Annotated in this window: 13 protein-coding genes; 12 read left to right on the forward strand and 1 reads right to left on the reverse strand. The window is 68.8% G+C overall.

What is annotated here, in order from left to right; all coding sequences use genetic code 11:
- Positions 1-55: 55 nt before the first annotated feature.
- The gene (locus MARPU_RS02390; RefSeq protein ID WP_005222511.1) at positions 56-799 is read right to left on the reverse strand and encodes a glutathione peroxidase; all 744 of its coding nucleotides are present in this window, start codon (positions 797-799) and stop codon (positions 56-58) included.
- Between the two features lie 365 nt (positions 800-1,164).
- Between MARPU_RS02390 and MARPU_RS02395 the strand changes: the two genes are divergently transcribed.
- From MARPU_RS02395 to sdhA, 12 genes are all read left to right on the forward strand, one after another.
- Positions 1,165-3,072 (forward strand): putative bifunctional diguanylate cyclase/phosphodiesterase, encoded by a 1,908-nt coding sequence (locus MARPU_RS02395; RefSeq protein WP_005222512.1) that lies wholly within the window; start codon positions 1,165-1,167, stop codon positions 3,070-3,072.
- A gap of 239 nt (positions 3,073-3,311) precedes the next feature.
- Positions 3,312-3,626, forward strand: coding sequence for a hypothetical protein (locus MARPU_RS02400; RefSeq protein WP_005222513.1), 315 nt, complete (start codon positions 3,312-3,314; stop codon positions 3,624-3,626).
- A 129-nt stretch (positions 3,627-3,755) separates the two neighbouring features.
- Positions 3,756-4,742, forward strand: coding sequence for a glucokinase (gene glk, locus MARPU_RS02405; RefSeq protein ID WP_005222515.1), 987 nt, complete (start codon positions 3,756-3,758; stop codon positions 4,740-4,742).
- A 49-nt stretch (positions 4,743-4,791) separates the two neighbouring features.
- The gene (locus MARPU_RS02410; RefSeq protein ID WP_005222517.1) at positions 4,792-4,992 is read left to right on the forward strand and encodes a heavy-metal-associated domain-containing protein; all 201 of its coding nucleotides are present in this window, start codon (positions 4,792-4,794) and stop codon (positions 4,990-4,992) included.
- Between the two features lie 123 nt (positions 4,993-5,115).
- Entirely contained in the window at positions 5,116-5,925 is an 810-nt protein-coding gene (locus tag MARPU_RS02415; RefSeq protein ID WP_005222523.1) for an ion transporter, read from the forward strand.
- Between the two features lie 221 nt (positions 5,926-6,146).
- Entirely contained in the window at positions 6,147-7,850 is a 1,704-nt protein-coding gene (locus MARPU_RS02420) for an autotransporter assembly complex protein TamA (RefSeq protein ID WP_232229487.1), read from the forward strand.
- On the forward strand, positions 7,847-11,848 hold the full coding sequence (locus tag MARPU_RS02425) for a translocation/assembly module TamB domain-containing protein (protein WP_005222525.1): 4,002 nt from the start codon (positions 7,847-7,849) through the stop codon (positions 11,846-11,848). Before MARPU_RS02420 ends, MARPU_RS02425 begins: the two co-directional genes overlap by 4 nt.
- Positions 11,848-12,774 carry a lysophospholipid acyltransferase family protein gene (locus tag MARPU_RS02430; protein WP_005222526.1) on the forward strand — a complete coding sequence of 309 codons (927 nt, stop codon included), beginning with the start codon at positions 11,848-11,850 and terminating at the stop codon, positions 12,772-12,774. Before MARPU_RS02425 ends, MARPU_RS02430 begins: the two co-directional genes overlap by 1 nt.
- Complete coding sequence (locus MARPU_RS02435; RefSeq protein WP_005222527.1) at positions 12,771-13,703, forward strand: lysylphosphatidylglycerol synthase transmembrane domain-containing protein; 933 nt, start codon at positions 12,771-12,773, stop codon at positions 13,701-13,703. Before MARPU_RS02430 ends, MARPU_RS02435 begins: the two co-directional genes overlap by 4 nt.
- Positions 13,704-13,879: 176 nt before the next feature.
- Positions 13,880-14,263, forward strand: a complete 384-nt coding sequence (sdhC, locus tag MARPU_RS02440) for a succinate dehydrogenase, cytochrome b556 subunit (protein ID WP_005222528.1) — start codon at positions 13,880-13,882, stop codon at positions 14,261-14,263.
- A complete protein-coding gene (sdhD, locus tag MARPU_RS02445; protein WP_005222529.1) occupies positions 14,260-14,604 on the forward strand; it encodes a succinate dehydrogenase, hydrophobic membrane anchor protein in 345 nt (114 codons plus the stop codon). The genes sdhC and sdhD overlap by 4 nt, the downstream gene beginning before the upstream one ends.
- An 8-nt stretch (positions 14,605-14,612) precedes the next feature.
- Positions 14,613-16,376, forward strand: a complete 1,764-nt coding sequence (gene sdhA, locus MARPU_RS02450; RefSeq protein ID WP_005222531.1) for a succinate dehydrogenase flavoprotein subunit — start codon at positions 14,613-14,615, stop codon at positions 16,374-16,376.
- The last annotated feature ends 83 nt before the right edge of the window (positions 16,377-16,459 follow it).

Below are 16,459 nucleotides of genomic sequence, written 5' to 3' on the forward strand. Positions count from 1 at the left end.
AGTTCGCCGACGCCGGCCGGCGTCGGCGGGTGCTGTCGTCCGGCGTACTCCCGGATCAGGCGCTGGCGCGCTCCTTGATCCAGGCCTCGACCGCCTCCGAGCCACCGATCAGCTCACCGTTGACGAACACCTGCGGTACGGTGCGGGCGTCGGCCACGGCGCGCAGCGTCTGCTCGGTGTAGTCCTCGTTGAGCACCAGCTCCTCGAAGTCGATACCGGCGTTGCGCAGCGCCTCCTTGGCCTTGACGCAGAACGGGCAGCCGTCGCGGGTGAACACGCTCACGTCGAGCGGCTTGGGCGCGTTCGGGGCGAGGTGGGCGAGCATGGTGTCGGCGTCGGAGACCTCGTAGGGGTCGCCCTCGACCTCTGGCTCGATGAACATTTTCTCCACCACGCCGTCGCGCACCAGCATCGAGTAGCGCCAGGAGCGCTTGCCGAAGCCGAGATCGTCCTTCTCGACCAGCATCCCCATGCCCTCGGTGAACTCGCCGTTGCCGTCAGGGATGAACAGCAGGTCATCGGCGTCCTGGCTCTTCTGCCACTCGTTCATCACGAAGGTGTCGTTGACCGAGACGCAGACCACGGTATCGACCCCGTGCTCCTTGAACATCGGTACCAGCTGGTTGTAGCGCGGCACGTGCGAGGAGGAGCAGGTGGGGGTGAAGGCACCCGGCAGCGAGAACACCACCACTGTCTTGCCGACGAAGATCTCGTCGGTGGTCAGGTCGACCCACTCGTGTCCGCTACGGGTGTGGAAGGTGACCTGAGGAACGCGGCTTCCGGTGCGATCTTGCAGCATGTGTCGATTCTCCATGGTTGTCGCTGTGGGATTTGGGTCAAAAGTTCTTGAGCGATCGTCGCGCCTCCGAGGGGGATGGCGTGTCGACGGTGCTAAGATTACGTCCTGATAGCCGATGCGTGAAATGGATAATAAAAATTGATCTGATTGTCTGAGACGATCGCTCGGTTCGATCTGGCGCACACCTGATCGTGTCTGCTGCCACCCTGGCGGCAGCGCGTCATTGGCGCCGGTTCCGGCGACGCTCAACGCACACCCTCACTCAGGATGTGGCAGTTCTCCGTGTGATCCAAGGGAGACGCCGCTGTCATCGGCCGAGTGTGCGACGATCGGACCCTCCTCGACGGACGCAGGAGTCCCCCAGAATGACAGGTTTCGAGGATCCGAAGGTGCCCGCTCAGGACGAGACGGGACAAGACCTCTACGCACAGGCCAGACGGGCATTGGAGCGCGGCGATTTCGACCGGCTCGGCCGGCTGCTCGGGCAGGGTGAGATCGATCTGACCACGCTGACCGAGGAGCTGCGCATCTATCAGGCGGAACTCGAGGTGCAGAACGCCGAGCTGTGCGAGGCGCAGATCGCCTCCGAGCGCATGGCGCAGCGCTACAACACGCTGTTCTCGGTGATGCCGCTGGCGCAGCTGGTGGTCGACGGCAGCGGTCTGGTGCTCGATGCCAATGCGCTCGCCGAGCAGCTGTTCGGGTTGGGCAACCGGCATCTGCGTCATCACTTCCTGCAGCGATTGGTGATCCCGCTCGATCGTGAACGGCTCGCTATGGTACTGAACCGGGCGAAGCAGAGCGGCGGTGAGGTGGTCGAGGGCGTGCACTTCCTCGCCGATGGCGGTGATGTCTTCGGTGGCGAGCTGCACATGGCGCGACTGGCCGGAGATGCCGACGAGCCGGCGCAATTCGTCTGCGCGGTGCTCGATCTGAGCAAGTTGCTACGCCAGCAGGAGGCGCTGCGCCGCTCCGAGGAGAAGCTCGAGTTCCTCGCCCATCACGATACCCTCACCCATCTGCCCAATCGCACCCTGCTCAACGATCGGCTCGCCCAGGGGGTGAGTCGCGCCCACCGCCATCACGGGGTGATGGCGGTACTGTTCGTCGATCTCGACCGTTTCAAGGTCATCAACGACCGCTATGGCCATGGCGCCGGCGACGAGCTGCTGCGCGAGGCGGCCGAGCGGATGCAGGGGCAGTTGCGCGACAGCGACACCCTGGCGCGGGTCGGCGGCGACGAGTTCGTGGTACTGCTCGAGGACGCCGATTGCGCACGGCGCGCCGGACGGGTGGCCAATCGGTTGCTGCAGGTCTTCGGGCCGCCCTTCCAGGTCGGCAAGGATCGCCTCCAGGTCAGCGCCAGCATCGGCATCAGTCTCTATCCGGCCGATGGCACCGACCCGGACACCCTGCTCAGACACGCCGACATCGCCATGTACGAGGCCAAGTCGCGCGGGCGCAACGACTTCCAGTTCTTCCATGTTGATATGGCCGGTGGCGTGGTCGCGCAGCTCGAGCTGGTCCACGCGCTGCGCGGCGCCTTGCGCCGGCACGAGTTCGTGCTCTATTTCCAGCCTCAGATCGACCTCGGCAGCGGTCGCCTGCTCGGGGTGGAGGCGCTGCTGCGCTGGCACCACTCCCGTCAGGGTCTGTTGCCGCCGGCGCGCTTCATCGCCCTGGCCGAGGAGATCGGCGTGCTCGGCGAGGTCGGCGACTGGGTGCTGGAGACGGCCTGCGCCCAGCTCGCCGCCTGGCGCAACAGCGGGCTGGAGGTGCCGCGTATGGCCGTCAACCTGGTGTTGCAGCAGCTCGAGCAGGAGCACTTCGTCGAGCGTGTCGAGAGAGTGCTGCAGCGCTATCAGTTGTCGCCCGGGGCGTTGCAGCTGGAGGTCACCGAAGCGATGCTGATGCGTCAGGCCGAGCGCGCGCTGGCGCATCTGCACGGGCTGCGTGCGCTCGGCGTCGGCATCGCGGTCGATGACTTCGGTACCGGCTACTCCTCGCTCGGGCGCATCCATCGACTGCCGATCGACCAGCTCAAGATCGATCGCTCCTTCGTTGGCGACATCGGTCACGATTCGGCTGACGAGACCACGGTGCGCTCCATCATCGGTCTCGGCAAGACCTTGGGCCTGGAGGTGCTCGCCGAGGGGATCGAGTGTGACGACCAGGTGCTCTTCCTGGCGCGCGAGGGGTGTCAGGCCGGGCAGGGATTTCTCTACGGGCGGCCGGTGTCGGCGAGCGATATCCTCGAGACCTATGGCCGCTGATCCACGTTCAGTGGAACATTAGCAGATATTGATTGACGTCAACGCCGCCGTCTCGGGCGCGGCCTAGGCTAGCCCCGAGGGACGAAGCCAGGCTCCGCTCTCCGGTCCTTGGCCAGGGATGGTGGCTGGATCGCATACACAGGTTGCGACGTCTCGTCGTGGCCGTGCCGCATGCTCCAGGGATGGGGCATGGTGGTGTTTCCCTGATTCATCCCTGATTCATCTGTGGGAGTTGAGCGATGACGCGCATGAAACGACTGATGCTTGCAGCCGCCGTCGCGGGTGTCTCCGCGCTCGGTTCCATGTCCGCCAACGCCTTCTGGGGCTGGAGTCCGTTCGGGATGTTCCCGGGCGGCTGGGGCGGTCCCTGGGGTGGTCCCTGGTATGGCGGCGCGCCTTATTACGGCTATCACCATCCCTATGGCTACGGCGCTTATCCCTATCATGTACCCCATGGCGCCTGGGGTGTCCCCTACGGCTGGGGTGCGCCGGTCTACGGCCAACCCTATTACGGCTACCCCGCCGCCAACCAGTCGACGGCCAGCAACGACTGAGTCAGCCCGTGCGCCCCGCCCGCCGGCGGGGCGCTGTCGCCGTCGCCCGCACGACTGCTATCATCCCCGCCACATGCACCGACGGTGGTCCCGCCTGGTCGCCGTCCGCACCCTGTGGAGGTCTGCGCCATGCGCATCCTGGTGGGGGACATCGGTGGCACCAAGACGGCGCTCGCCATGGTCGAGTCGGTCGCCGGTGGTCTCGTGTTGCACCATCCCGAACGCTATCCGAGTGCCGCGCATGCGGGGCTCGAGTCGATCGTGCGCCATTATCTGGCCGCGCACGCGGTCTCCTGCACCGGTGCGGCCTTCGCCATCGCCGGCCCGGTGTCGGGGCGTCGCAGCCGAGTTACCAACCTGACCTGGCAGATCGATGCCGATGCCCTCGAGCATGCATGCGGCCTTTCGCGGGTGCTGTTGCTCAACGACCTCGAAGCGGTGGCCTGGGGGGTCGCGGCGCTGGCGCCCGAGGATGTCTGCGAACTCCAGCCGGGTGAGCCCGGGGCCGTCGGCAACCGCTGCGTGATCGCCGCCGGGACCGGGCTCGGCGAGGCCGGTCTGTTCTGGGACGGGCATCGCCATCATCCCTTCGCCACTGAGGGCGGGCACGCCGAGTTCGCCGCGACCGATGCCCGTGAATGGGCGCTGCGCGAATTCCTCGGGCGCCGTCACGCCCGGGTGAGCTGGGAGCGGCTGGTCTCCGGGATGGGTATCAGCGCCCTCCACGCCTTCTGCTGCGAGCACGCCGGCGAGCGGTCACCGTACCCCGTACTCGAGCCGGCCGCGGTTGCCGCCGGCGCGCGCGCGGGCGACGCCCGCTGTGTCGAGACGATGGCGCTGTTCTTCCGTCTCTATGGTCGCGAGGCCGGGGATCTGGCGCTCAAGCAGATGGCGCTCGGCGGGGTCTATCTCGGCGGCGGCATCGCCCCGCGCAACCTCGAGGCGCTGCGTGCCAGCGCCTTCCTCGATGGTTTTCTCGACAAGGGGCGGATGCGCGGGTTGATGCAGCGCATGCCGGTGCGAGTGATCCTGCAGCCGCGGGTGGCGCTGCTCGGCGCGGCGCGCGCCTGGCAGGGCGATGAGTCGCCCGGACGGCCCGCTGTGGCAGCAGGGTGAGGTCAACGACGAGTGCGCGCCTCGAGCGCGCGTCACAGGAGAACAACCTTTGAGCCAGCAACTGAAGATCACCGGGCTGAGCTGTCAGCACTGCGAGCGTCGCGTCGGCGAGGCCCTGGTCGCGGTCGCCGGGGTCGAGTCGGTGAGCATCGACCTCGAGGCCGGTCGCGCGCGGGTGGAGGGCGCGGCCGAGTCCGCCACCCTGATCGCCGCCGTGGAGGCTGCCGGCTACCAGGCCGAGCCCTGCTGAGTGCGCTCATCCGCGCGCCCGCCCGGGGCGCGCATCCTGCGCTAACACGTCTTTCAATACGCCCTCGCCAGTTCGTGCCGGCGGGGGCGTCGTTCGTCATGGAGAACCTGGAGAATCTGTCGTATGTCGAGTCGTGAACGGATCGGTGCCTGGATCGAGTCCGATCCCGTCCAACGCGTGATCATCAGTCTGATCGCCCTCAATGCCATGACCCTGGGGTTGCAGACCTCGCCGGCGCTGGTCGCCGACTTCGGCGGCGCGCTGCACCTGATCGATCAGGCGGTGCTCGCGGTGTTCGTGGTCGAGATCCTGCTCAAGCTCTATGCGCGGGGGGCGCGTTTCTTCGCCAGTGGCTGGAACTTGTTCGACTTCACCGTGGTGGCCATCGCCCTGGTCCCGGCCAGCGGACCGCTGGCGGTGTTGCGCGCGCTGCGCGTGCTGCGGGTGCTGCGACTGATCTCGATGGCGCCGCGACTGCGCTTCGTGGTCGAGGCGTTGCTCAAGGCGCTGCCCGGGATCTCCTCGATCGCGCTGCTGATGCTGATCCTCTTCTACGTCTTCGCGGTGATGGCCACCGGGCTGTTCGGCGAGCGCTTCCCGGAGTGGTTCGGCGGGCTCGGCGCCTCCATGTACACCCTGTTCCAGGTGATGACCCTGGAGAGCTGGTCGATGGGGATCGTGCGTCCGGTGATGGCGGCCTATCCGCTGGCCTGGCTGTTCTTCATCCCCTTCATCCTCATCGCCACCTTCACCATGCTCAACCTGTTCATCGGCATCATCGTCGACACCATGCAGACACTGCACGATGCCCAGCACCAGGGAACGCGCGACGAGCTGGAGCGCTCGATGCACCGTGACAACGCCCAGCTCGAGCACGAGCTGCAGGCGTTGCGCGTCGAGGTGCGCGCGCTGCGCGAGGCGCTGCGACGCTGAGTCGGGCGGTGTGGTTCTGCTATGATCGGTCGCGATCGCGGGACGGCTGTCCGCTGCGCGAGCGCGCCGGCGGCATCATCAATAGGGATGGGATTCTCGTGCGAGGGGAGCGGATCGTGACACAGCCAGCGCGGCGCGCCAACGGCGTCCGTTCCCTCAGCCTTGCGGGAGCGGGCCGTCACTGGCTGGCGCTGCTGCTGCTCGGGTGGATGGCGCCGGCCATGGCGCTCGGACTGAAGGTCGAGGTCGACGGACTCGAGGGCAAGGAGCGCGACAACGTCCTGGCGTTGCTCGACATCTACCAGGAGCGCGATGGCGCCGGACTCGATCTGCCCCGGATGCGCGCGTTGCACCGTCTCGCTCCGCAGCAGATCCGCGATGCCCTGGCCCCCTTCGGTCTGTATCGGGTGGCGGTCGACGCCACCCTCGAACAGTCCACTCCGCCCGATGGTCCCTGGTTGGCGCGTTATCGGGTACGCCCCGGCGAGCCGGTGCGCATCGGTGCGGTCGACTACCAGGTGCGCGGTCCCGGCGAGGACGACCCGGCCTTCCCCGAGCGCTTCCCGATGCAGCGCGGCGCGGTGTTGCTGCACGCTGACTACGAGCGCGCCAAGTCGGAGCTGCGCTATGCCGCCTCGGCCAATGGCTATCTCGACTACCAGCTGCTCCGTCACCAGGTGCTGGTCGACCCCGAAGCCGACAGCGCGGTGGTCCACTTCCATCTCGACACCGGTCCGCAGTACCACCTCGGCGAGGTGACCTTCAACCAGGACCTGCTCGACGACGAATTGCTGCGGCGCTATCTGCGCTTCACGCCGGGGGCGGTCTACGACCCCGACCTGCTGCTCGAACTGCAGAGCCGACTGCTCGGTACCGAGTACTACAGCGAGGTCGAGATCGTGCCGCACAAGAAAGCGCGCGACGATGAGGGGCGTATCCCCATCGAGGTCATCGCCACCCGCAACAAGGCCAACAAGTATCGTCTCGGCGTCGGCTTCGCCACCGACAGCGGGCCGCGCTTCAGCATGGATTGGCGGCGGCGCTATCTCAATCGCTGGGGCCACAAGTTCCGCACCGAGCTGATCCTCTCGCCGCGTCATTCGGAGTGGAATCTCGACTATCGCATCCCGATCCAGGACCCGACCCGCGACTATCTCACCATCAGGCCGCAATCGGTCTATGACGACACCGCCAGTCGCAAGGGCTGGGTCCACACCGTGCAGCTCGCCCACTCGCGCCTCACCGGCGGCGGCTGGCGGCGCACCGGCGGGTTCGACTTCCGCTACGAGGACATCGCGCTCAACGATGCCCCGGCGCAACGCACCAGCGAGCTGGTGCCCAACATCTCCTGGTCGAAGACGGTCTCCGACGACCCGGTCAACACCAATCGCGGCTATCGCATCAAGTACACCCTGCTCGGCACCTTCGGCGGGGTGCTCGCCGAGCACTCCTACCTGAGCGGTCAGATCCAGTTCAAGTGGGTGCGCCGCTTCGCCGAGCGCTATCGGCTGATCGCCCGCACCGATCTCGGCGCCACCCTCGCCGACTCGGTCGACGACCTGCCGGCGAGCCGCCGCTTCTATGCCGGCGGTGACGCCTCGATCCGGGGCTGGGACTACGATGCCCTGGGCCCGACCGACCCGGTCACCGACCAGACCGTCGGCGGGCGCTATCTCGCCGTCGGCAGCCTCGAACTCGAGCGCGAGATCCGCGGCCCCTGGAGCGCGGCGCTGTTCACCGACTTCGGTAACGCCTTCGATCCCGACTACGATCAGCAGATCGCCTACAGCGCCGGGGTCGGGGTGCGCTGGGCCTCGCCGATCGGGCAGGTCCGGCTCGATCTCGCCTTCGCGCTCAGCAAGGACAACGACAACGGCGGTTGGCCCCCGGCGCGGCTGCACATCGTGATCGGTCCCGACCTATGAACGACGACGCCGCCCGCGCCGCGCCGCCCGCCGAGCCGTCGACGCCCCCCGCGCCGCGCCGCCGCTGGCCGCGCCGGCTGCTGCTCGCGCTGCTCACCTTGCTGCTCGTCCTGGTGTTGCTGCTCGGCTGGCTGCTCGGCACCCAGCGCGGGCTGCACGGCCTGCTCGCGCTGGGCGAGCGTCTCGCCCCCGGGGTGGTGCAGGTCGAGCGCGCCGCGGGGCGGGTGCTCGGCCCGCTCGACCTCACCGGGCTGGCACTGCGCCTCGACGGTATCAGTCTCGACGTCGAGCACGCCCGGCTCGACTGGTCGCCCGGCGCGCTGTTGCGCGGTCGGCTGCGGGTGCGCGCACTGACCGTCGCCGGGGTCGACCTCGCGCTCGCGCCGAGCCCCGAGGAGCCCGACCCGGCACCGCTGACCCTGCCCGATCTGAGCCTGCCGCTGGCCGTCGAGGTCGACTCGCTGACCCTCGAGCGGATGCGGCTCCGCGCCCCGGAGACGGCCCCCTGGCTGGTGCTCGAGCGCGCCGAGCTGGGCGCTGCGCTCACCCGGGGGGCGCTGACGCTGGAGGTGCTGGAGGTCGAGCTGAGCGAGCCGCGCGCCGCGCTCACCGCCGCCGGTGGGGCGACCCTGAGTGGTGACTATCCGCTCGATCTTGCCCTCGACTGGCGCCTCGGGCTGGACCCCGCGATCGTGCTCCGGGGCGAGGGCTTCGCGCGGGGCGATCTCGCCCGGCTCGCCCTCGAGCAGCGTCTGAGCGGCACGGTCGAGGCGGTGCTCGAGGCCGACCTCGAGCACTTGCTGGAGGCGCCGCGCTGGTCGGCGACGCTGGAGCTGGCCGGGGTGCGTCTGGCCGACATCCAGCCCGACGCGCCGGCGGTCGAACTCAGCGCCAGCCTGCGCAGCGCCGGCGATCTCGACCGCGCCACCCTCGATGGCCAGCTCGACGCCCGCGCTCCGGGGCTGCCCGACTTCGGTCACCTGGCGCTGCGGCTCGACGCTGACTGGCAGGCCCCGGCGCTGGAGCTGCGCGCGCTCGAGATCACCGAGCAGGTCTCCGGGGCGCGGCTTGCCGCCAGCGGTCGGGTGGTGCTCGACCCGGTGCCGCCGGCGCTGCAGCTCGAGGCCGACTGGTCGCGACTGCGCTGGCCGCTGAGCGGCGCGGCGCTGGTGCGCGCCCCCGAGGGCTCGCTGCGTCTCGACGGCACCCTGGAGGACTTCGCCTACCGCCTCGCCGCGGCGATCGAGGGGGAGTCCTTCCCCGCGCTTGAGCTGCGGGCGTCGGGGCAGGGGAGTTCGAGCCAGGTCGCGCTCGACAGTCTGCGTCTGGAGACGCTCGACGGGACGATCAGCGGCGAGGGCGAGCTGGCCTGGGCGCCGGGGTTGCGCTGGCGTCTGGCGCTCGACGGCGAGGGGCTGGACCCGGGGCAATGGATCGACGGGCTCGACGATCGGGTCGCGCTGTCGCTGGCCAGCACCGGCGACCTCGCCGCCTTCGACTACCGGCTGGAGGCGAGCACCCGGGGGCCGGGTCTGCCGGTACTGGCGCTGCACGCCGAGGGTGCCGGCAGTGCCGAGCGGATCGCGCTCGAGCAGCTCACCCTCGACGGGCTCGATGGCCGGGTCAGTGGCGAGGCCGAGGTGATGCTCGCGCCCGAGACGGCATGGCAGGGCGCGGTACGGATCGCCGGGATCGACCCCGGGGTGCTCGACCCGGCCTGGCGCGGTCGGCTCGATGGCGCCATCGATCTCGACGGCGGGCTGGGTGCGGACGGGCTGCGCCTCGATGCCCGGCTCGAGCGGATCGCCGGCACCCTGCGCGGTTATCCGGTGGCGCTTGCCGGCCGGCTCGCGCTCGCCGGCGAGGTGCTGCAGATCGACGGGTTGCGGCTCGACTCCGGGCCGACCCGCGTCAGCCTCGTCGGCAGCCTGGCGCGCGACCAACTGGCGCTCGATCTCGGCTTCGACTCGCCCGATCTCGGCAGCCTGCTGCCGGAGGCGCGCGGCCAGCTGCGCGTCTCCGCTCGGCTCGGCGGCAGCGTCGCCGACCCGCGCCTCAAGCTGCGTGCGCTGGCGCGTGATGTGCTGGTGGCGGGGCAGGGGGTGGCGCGGCTCGAACTCGACGGCGCGCTCGGGCTCGACCCCGCCGCGCCGCTGGAGATCCGGCTCGATGCCCGTGATCTCAGCCTCGGCGGTGCCTGGTCGCGGCTGACGCTCGCCGGGAGCGGGACCACCGCCGCGCACCGGCTCGATGCCGAACTCGCCGGTGAGCTGCTCGAGGCCCGTCTCGGCCTTGCCGGTGGACTCGATGCCGAGGGTCGCTACGATGGGCGTCTGGCGGCGCTGCGGGTGGCCGGCGAGGCACTCGGCGACTGGTCGCTGACGCGTCCGGCGCCGCTGCGCCTGGCCCTGCCCGAGGGTGGGGTGGGGCCGCTGTGTCTGCGCGAGCGCGGCGGCTCGGGCGGCTGTCTTGACGCGGCGCTCCATGAGACCGGCTGGGAGGCTGGGATCGACGGACTGAGGCTCGATCTCGGGCTGGTCGAGCAGGCGCTCGACGACACGCTCGATCTCGCCGGGACGCTCGCCGTCGACGGCCGGCTGCGCGCCGAGTCGACGGTGCTCGACGGCGGGCTGGTGGCCCGGGTCGAGGACGGGCGGCTGCGTACCCTGATGACCCGGGGGGAGGAGGCGCTGGTCGAGTTCTCGGGCAGCGCGCTGCGTCTCGAGGCCGGTCCGGCTGCGCTCGTCGCACGGCTCGAGCTGCCGTTGCGCGGGCTCGGCGCCCTCGCCGGCGAGGTGCGTCTGCCGGACTGGCGGCTCGACGCCCCGGCTCGGTCGGATCAGCCCTTGCGCGGCGAGTTGCGCGTCGATCTCGACGACTTCTCGCGTGTTCCCGACCTGTTGCCGGATATCGCCTCGATGCGTGGCACCCTGCGCGGGCGTCTCGCGCTCGCCGGTACCCTGGGCGCGCCCGGGGTGACGGGCGCGGCGCGGCTGGCCGGGGTCGGCTTCGAGGTGCCGCTGATCGGACTCGAGGTCGATGACCTGGGCCTGACGCTGGAGGCGCGCTCGCGCGAGCGGCTGACGCTCGATGGCTCGGCCCGGCTCGGCGAGGGGTTGCTCGAGATCGAGGGTGGCGCCGATCTCGGCGCCCTGGATGGCTGGGTGAGTCTCGCCGGCGAGCGACTGACGGTGGCCGATACCGTCGAGTACTTCGCCCTGGTCTCGCCCGAGCTGCGCCTCGAGGCGGGTACGAGTGGGGCGCGGCTGCGCGGTGAGATCCGCGTGCCGGAGGCGCGTATCCGCACCCGCGCCCTGCCCGCAGGCACGGTCTCGCCGTCGAGCGACGTGGTGCTCGCCGGCAGCGAGACCAGTCCGCCCTATCCGCTCGACATCGATCTGCGGCTGGTGCTCGGTGACGAGGTGACGATCGATGCCTTCGGCGTCAATGGCCGGCTCGCCGGCGCGCTCGGGGTGAGCCAGCGTCCCGGGCGCGACATGCTCGGCGACGGCCAGCTGCAGATCATCGACGGTCAGTACCGCTTCTCTGCCGGCTTCGGATTCGGCGCCGAGCTGGGGGTGCCGCTGACCATCGAGCAGGGGCGGCTGATCTATGCCAAGAGCCTGATCGACAACCCCGGGCTGTTGCTCCAGGCGCAGCGCGAGGGCGGTGACACTTCGGCCGGAGTGCGTGTGCTCGGTACCCTGCGCGACCCGCGACTGGCCTTTTTCTCCGACACCGACCCGGAGATGAGCCAGTCGGAGATCATCAAGTATCTGGTCACCGGCATCGTGCCGCAGGACAATGACCGGATCAACGACACCGGCCTCGCGGTCGGGACCTATGTCGCGCCCAAGGTCTACATGGAATACGAGAGCGGTCTCGGCGACGAGCCGAACAAGGTCAGATTGCGGTACGATCTCTCGCGTCGCATCGAGCTGCAGACCGAGACCGGTGAGAGCCAGGGTGCGGATATCTTCTTCAAGTTCGAGAACTGATGCTTGCGCACCCGAAACACTGGCCCAGCTGGTTGCTGCTGGGGCTGATCCACGCCCTCGGGCGTCTTCCCTTCCCCGTGCTCTGGGCACTCGGCTCGCTGGCCGGTCGGCTCGGTTACCTGCTCGCGCGCGAACGGCGCGAGGTGGCCCGCCGTAATCTCGCCATCTGTCTCGCCGATCGCACCCCGGCCGAGCGTGAGCGGGTGCTGCGCGCCCACTTCGGCTGGCTCGGCGTGGCCGCACTCAGTCAGGGCGTCGGCTGGGGCATCTCGCGCGCGCGGCTGCAGCGGCTGGTGCGCATCGAGGGGCGCGAGCGGATCGATGATGCGGTGGCCGAGGGGGGCGCGACGATCGTGCTGGTGCCGCACTTCGTCGGGCTGGAACTCGGCGGCGCGGCCTTCACCGCGCTGGTCCATCCCGGCGTCTACATGTACCAGAAGATCCGCAACCCGGTCGTCGACTGGCAGGTGCGTCGTGCCCGGCGTCAGTACGGCAGCCGCTCGATCGAGCGTCACGACGACCTGCGCGGCCTGATCCGCGCGTTGCGCGAGGGTATCCCCTTCTTCTATCTGCCCGATCAGGACGGCGGACGCAACGGGGTGTTCGTACCCTTCTGCGGGGTGAGCGCCTCGACCGTGCCCATGCTCGGGCGTTTCGCGGCGATGTCCGATGCCCTGGTGATTCCGACCTTCGCGCGCTATCTGCCCTGGGGGCGGGGGCTTGAGCTGCGTTTCGCGCCGCCGCTGGAGGATTTTCCGACGGGCGACCGCGAGGCCGATGCCGCGCACATGAATCGGGCGATCGAGACCGAGGTGCGGGCGATGCCGGAGCAGTACTTTTGGGTGCACCGACGCTTCAAGACCCGCCCTCCGGGCGAGGCGCCGATCTATCCTCCGAAGCGCAGACGCAAGCGCAAGCGTCGATGAATCGCGCGCTGTCGTTACGCCTCGGGCGGCCGCGCGACTGGCTGATCGGCGTGCTGTTGCTGGTCGCGCTGCTGGTCACGGTCGAGCTGGCGGTGGGCTGGTCGACCCTGCTCGCGCCCTGGTCGAGCTTCCCGCCGCTGACCCTGATCTGGCTGGTCTCGCTGCTGGCATTGAGCTATGTGCTGCGCGCAGTACGCGTCTACGAGTATTATGTCAGGCGCCTCGAAGAGCGTTTCGTGTTGGTGCTGCGCCTGAGCGTGCTGCACAATGTCGCGAACAATCTGTTGCCGATGCGCGCCGGTGAGCTGGTCTTTCCCTGGCTGATGCGGCGCTATTTCGGTCACGATTTCCTCGGGGCCGCCTTCTCGCTGGTGTGGATCCGCGTGCTCGACCTGCACTTTCTGGGGTTGATCGGGCTGTGGATCCTGTCGCTGCGTCATCCATCCTGGATCTGGTGGGGACTTGCCGGGTGCTGGCTAGCCATGCTGGTGGCACTCGCCTGGGTGGGCCGTGGCGGCGCGCGCTGGTCGCCGCGTTCGCGACCGGGCCGTGCGCTGGCGCGGGTGGCCGAGGCCGCGCCGCGCGATCTCGGCGTGGTTGTGCGCGTCTATCTGTGGACCGCCGCGAGCTGGTCGCTGAAGTTCGCTGCCTTCGCCGGCGTGCTCCAGCATTTCATGGCGGTCGACTTCTGGCGCGTGCTGGCCGGCGTGATGGGGGCGGAACTCTCGAGCGTATTGCCGCTCCATGGCATCGCTGGCAGTGGCAGTTATGAATTCGCCGCCGTGGCCGCCTTGGTACCCCTTGGCGTGGATCCGCGGCTGGCGTTGAGCGGTGCGGTGAACCTGCACCTGTTCCTGCTCGGGTCGACGCTGCTGTTCGGAGCGCTCGCGCTGCTGCTGCCGAGAGCGAGTATCGACGAAAACGATTGATGGTGCCGAAGAGGCCCCGATATCCTGTTGCGGACCACGAACCGGATGCGGTAGATCGCCGACCCGCGCTGGCCCGCCGGTGGGACCTCTTCGTTTGCTAACAACTTACCAGAACCGCGCAAACGCCGGTGGTCGAATGATCGGCGTGCACCCTGCGCATCACCAAAGGTTCGAGAATGCACATCACTAGACCTGTCTTTCTGGATCTGTGGCGGATCAAGCTGCCGATTCCAGCATTCGTCTCCATCCTGCATCGTGTCAGCGGGGTGCTGATGATCCTGGCGATCCCGGTCGCCGCCGTCCTCTTCGATCGCGCGCTGTCCGGTCCCGAGGGCTTTGCCCTCGCCGCGGCGCTGTTCGATTCCTGGTTCATCAAGGCGGCGCTCGTACTGATGATCTGGAGCCTGCTCCACCATCTGATCGCCGGTATCCGCTTCCTGGTGCTCGACCTGGGCCTGGGGCTCGACCGTCCGGTGGCCCGCGCCACTGCCTGGACCGCGCTGATCGCCGCCCTGGCCGCGCTGGTCGCCGTGATCGCACTGGGAGGAACCTTCCGATGAGTCGACAAGCTTCCGGTCTCATGGCCTGGCTGATCCAGCGCGCCTCGGCCGTCTATCTCGCCCTGTTCCTGGGCTATGTCCTGGTGCTCTTCAGCTTCGCCGCGCCGGCCGATCACGCCGCGCTGGTCGACTGGGTCACCACCCCCTGGGTCACCGCCGGCTGGCTGCTGTTCCTGCCGCTGCTGCTCGCGCACGCCTGGGTCGGCATCCGTGACGTGCTGATCGACTATGTCCATCATCTCGGCGCTCGTCTCGCGCTGCTGACCCTGTTTGCTTTCATCTTCGTCGCCTCCGGCCTGTGGGCCTTCAAGGCGATCATTACCGCCGGTCTCGGGGAGTAAGGTCACGCATGAGTATCCCAACACGCCATTTCGACGCGCTGATCATCGGAGCCGGTGGCGCCGGCCTCAACGCCGCGCTGCAGCTGGCCAGTGCCGACGTGCGCGTCGCCGTGGTCTCCAAGGTCTTCCCGACACGCTCGCACACCGTCGCCGCGCAGGGTGGCGTCAACGCCGCGCTGGCCAATGTGCTGCCCGACTCCTGGCACTGGCACATGTTCGATACCGTCAAGGGCTCGGACTATCTCGGCGACCAGGATGCCATCGAGTTCATGTGTCGCGAGGCCATCCCCACCGTCTATGAGCTGGAGCACGCCGGCGTGCCCTTCTCGCGGCTCGACAACGGCAAGATCTACCAGCGTCCGTTCGGTGGCCAGAGCCAGAACTTCGGTGGCGACCAGGCCGCGCGCACCTGTGCCGCGGCCGACCGCACCGGTCACGCCATCCTCCACACCCTCTATCAGCAGAACATCCGCTCGCGCACCCACTTCTTCGACGAGTTCTTCGCGCTCGATCTGGTGCGCGACGCCGAGGGCGTGATCTGCGGTGCGTTGGTGCTCGAGATCGAGACCGGCGAGCCGATGCTGATCGAGGCCAAGGCGACGCTGCTCGCCACCGGCGGCTTCGGTCAGGTGTTCCGCACCACCTCCAACGCCCACATCAATACCGGTGACGGCGTGGCGATGGCGCTGCGCGCCGACATCCCGCTGATGGACATGGAGTTCTTCCAGTTCCACCCCACCGGCATCGCCGGCAAGGGCATGCTGATCACCGAGGGCGTGCGTGGCGAGGGCGGCTATCTGATCAACAAGGACGGCGAGCGCTTCATGGAGCGCTATGCCCCGCGTGCCAAGGACCTCGCCAGCCGCGACGTGGTCTCGCGCGCCATCGTCACCGAGGTCAAGGAGGGTCGCGGCTGCGGTCCCAACGGCGATCACGTGCTGCTCAAGGTCGACCACCTCGGCGAGGACATCATCTCCAAGCGGCTGCCGAGCATCCGCGAGTCGAGCAAGATCTTCGCCGGCGCCGACCCGGTGCGCGAGCCGATCCCGGTCTTCCCCACCGCGCACTACGCGATGGGCGGCATCCCCACCGATCGCTTCGGTCGGGTAGCGGTGCCTGCCGGTCACGGCGCCGAGGAAATCGTTCCCGGGCTCTACGCCGCCGGCGAGTGCGCCTGTGCCTCGGTGCACGGTGCCAACCGTCTCGGTGGCAACTCGTTGCTCGATATCCTGGTGTTCGGCCGCCTGGCGGGCAAGAACATCATCGACTACGTGCGCGAGAACCCCTATCAGCGCACCACCGATTCGGCCAGCCTGGAGCAGGCGATGTCGCGCCTGACCCGCTGGGAGCAGAAGGGCGAGGGCATCCCGGTGTCGCAACTGCGCGCCGAGTTCCGCAAGTGCATGGAGGACCACGCCGGAGTGTTCCGCACCGAGGAGATCATGACCGAGGGCTACGAGCGTCTCTGCGAGCTGCGCGAGCGGCTGCCCGAGGTGCGCCTGCACGATCACTCCAAGGTGTTCAACACCGCGCGCATCGAGGCGCTCGAACTCGAGAACATGATGGACGTGGGCATGTCGATCGCCGTCTCCGCGCTCAAGCGTCAGGAGAGCCGCGGCGCCCACTCGCGCCCCGACTACCCCGATCGCGACGACCAGAGCTGGCTCAAGCACAGCCTCTACTATCGCGAGGGCGATCGCATGGACTACAAGCCGGTGCGCACCAAGCCGCTGACTGTCGAGTCCTTCCCGCCGAAGGAACGGGTGTACTGAGCCCAGTCCCGCGCTGCCGCGTCCAGGGCCCGCTTGCCGGGCCGTCGGGCGCGGCGCTGGTTGAACTCCATTCCGGTCGGGGC

Origin of the sequence: Marichromatium purpuratum 984 (assembly GCF_000224005.2) — a bacterium.
Taxonomy (GTDB): domain Bacteria; phylum Pseudomonadota; class Gammaproteobacteria; order Chromatiales; family Chromatiaceae; genus Marichromatium; species Marichromatium purpuratum.